We start from the raw sequence: 2626 nt of genomic DNA, 5'->3' as shown, positions 1-2626 counted from the left end.
AAAGGCATAACGCTGCGTTAAGGGGTGAGTGCCGCATAAACCAAGCTTCCGCAGACCACTTTCACCACCAAAACTCACTGCAAACCAAAAATGCCACGCGGCATGAATCCCGCTTAAACGCCTTGTTATGTAACAATTTTACGCGTATTGGTAGACATGATCTGCGTACAAATGACCACCGATTTCATAAGCTTGAGGCACTATCCTATCGAGTACAAAACCCACTTTTGTAAGTACCTTTTCGGAACCAATGTTACCCTCTGTGACAACTGCACTGTATTTATCGATGCCAAACTCTGACATTGAATAATTTATGAGAGCTTGCAGTGACTCTGTACCATACCCGAGTCCATGATATTCGGGCAAAAACATAAACCCAACTTCAGCAACAGAATCGTTAACACAAAAACCTGTTATACCTACTGCTTTGTCCGTTTTGGATTCGACAACAACCAAACATAGCCAATGCTTCGACTTTACAAACCAAGGTACTAATCGAGATTTAAATTTACTCTCAATTTCTGACTTTGGCAGTTCATCGAAACAAAGTGAAATTACACTAGGATTCGTATGGAGTTGCAGAAATAAAGGCCAGTCATTTTCCGATAATGGCTTCATCCGCAGCCTTTCAGATACTACTTCCATTTAGCTGAACTCTCCTTGTTACATAACGCCCGGCTAAGGGGTTGACGACGCAACACCGAACTCAAAAAACACACCGTAAACACTGAACTGCAATTTTGCACTAAAGTCGCCACGCGTTGGCAATCCCTCTTGAGCCGTTTGTTATGCAAATTCAATAAGATAAACCGACTTTATACGATCAAAAGCCACAAGTGCAATGGTTGAGTGATTCAAGAACCAACCGAAGCCAGAGCCATGATAAATAAGCCGCCAAAACAAAGCCCACCTTTCAGCAACCAACCAAGCTTTTGAATGAGACAAACTCAACAAGCGAAACATTCAGCAAGTGCGCAATGCTCGATAAACTTGCCCTTTCCACACTTTGCGCACGCTGAATTGACAGCAAACCAGCACAAAAACTCATTGAGGCAAACAAAGAACCTTACCTGTTTTACGGTTTGAGTTAACCAAGAATTTGAGGATAAAAAAGCTCATTTGCCGACAACACAAAACGAATGGCCGAAGAAATCTAAAAAAGATTGAACCCCTAAATTTACCTGAGTTGCCTAACGCCCGCTTAAGGGGCAGCCAACACTACCACTAACTTTCCGCATAACACCGTAACCACAAAAACCAACGCATAATAAAAATGCCGCGCGTTGGCTGTCCCTCTTGAAGCGTTTGTTATAAGGGTCATAGCTGAGCTTTATTTTGTACTTGTAAATCAGCAATTGGTTTTGCTCTTCTGTACATTGCCATCAACACTTTCAATTCAATTAATTCATCACCTTTTGTAATTTTTGCAAGACTAATTATCTGACTAGGTGATAAATTTAATTTCTCATGCAACTCGAACACAGAATCCCTGACAAATTTTTTGTCCATTTCGTTATCAAGCTGCGCCATTTTTTTCTGTGTCATTTTCCTTGCGACATATTGCTTATGAATAACATAGTAAGTTGTCGATATTGATGTTAAAGACGCACAAATTGTGAGAATAAGATCCTTAATGTCACCCGCAACTTCAACTATTGCTGAAAGTTCCATAACACCCGGTGACGCATACTGGATTCTATGAACATTAGGCAATAATTCTGGATGGACATGATTTTTCATGGCTAAGAAAAAGTTCATTACAGAACCACCTCCTAACCAAGGCATTGTATCGAACTCCAAATTATAATCGGTTTCCTGCACCAACCTTAAACCATAGAAAAATCCATAGATTTGAATGTATTGCTTTGAGAAAACAGAAAAATCTTCCAAGCTCCAACGTTCATCTAAATGAATGCTAACTATACCTTTTTCCACCTTACTCTCCCGCCCTTATAACGCCCGGCTAAGGGGTTGACAACGCACCGCCGAACTTAAAAAACACACTTAAACACTGAACTTAAATTTTGCACCAAAGTCGCCATGCGTTGGCAATCCCTCTTGAGCCGTTTGTTAGCTGCTGCACTTTAGCCGGAGATTGACTACCCAACAGCCTAATTTAAAACACATTATTGCTTTCAAGCGGCAAAGTAAAATAGACAACTGAGAAACTAAAGCCTAACCCACGAAACGCACTTGGCAAAGAAGAAATAACAGGGAAACTTGACGAGCTTCTAGAACTTAAATTTACAAAGAATGATGTCGAAGAAGCCAACAACCAAGTGCGCGAAATCCATTTAAGCGCGAAAGAGCTTCAAAACCAAAGAAGCCACACCAAAGAAATAAGCAAACACACCACTTCCCGTAAACAGACGTTGGTTAGTTCAACCACTTCACGAACAGTGCCACTGGCGAGATACATGGAAAAGTGCTGACTTTCAGGTGTAAAGCTAGAGCCTCAGACTAAGAAAATAAACGCGTAATGTTATAATTTTTCTTAACCTCAGCTAACGCTCGGCTAAGGGGTTGACAACGCATAGCCGAACTCAAAAAACACACTGTAAACACTGAACTTCAATTTTGAACTAAAGCCGCCACGCGTTGGCAATCCCTCTTGAGCCGTTTGTTA

The 2626-nt window shown here is 41.1% G+C and carries 2 protein-coding genes; both read right to left on the bottom strand.

Annotation, left to right across the window (positions count from 1 at the left end; translation table 11 throughout):
- Positions 1-138 precede the first annotated feature (138 nt).
- Positions 139-645 (bottom strand): GNAT family N-acetyltransferase, encoded by a 507-nt coding sequence (locus tag AACQ42_RS00850; RefSeq protein ID WP_086467557.1) that lies wholly within the window; start codon positions 643-645, stop codon positions 139-141.
- A 672-nt stretch (positions 646-1317) separates the two neighbouring features.
- Positions 1318-1935 (bottom strand): hypothetical protein, encoded by a 618-nt coding sequence (locus tag AACQ42_RS00845; protein WP_094166413.1) that lies wholly within the window; start codon positions 1933-1935, stop codon positions 1318-1320.
- Positions 1936-2626 lie beyond the last annotated feature (691 nt).

The sequence above is a fragment of the Vibrio sp. V12_P9A6T4 genome, assembly GCF_963874835.1.
Lineage (GTDB): Bacteria > Pseudomonadota > Gammaproteobacteria > Enterobacterales > Vibrionaceae > Vibrio > Vibrio anguillarum.
Note: the sequence above shows the minus strand (reverse complement) of the source record. Positions and strands in the feature narration are given on the sequence as shown.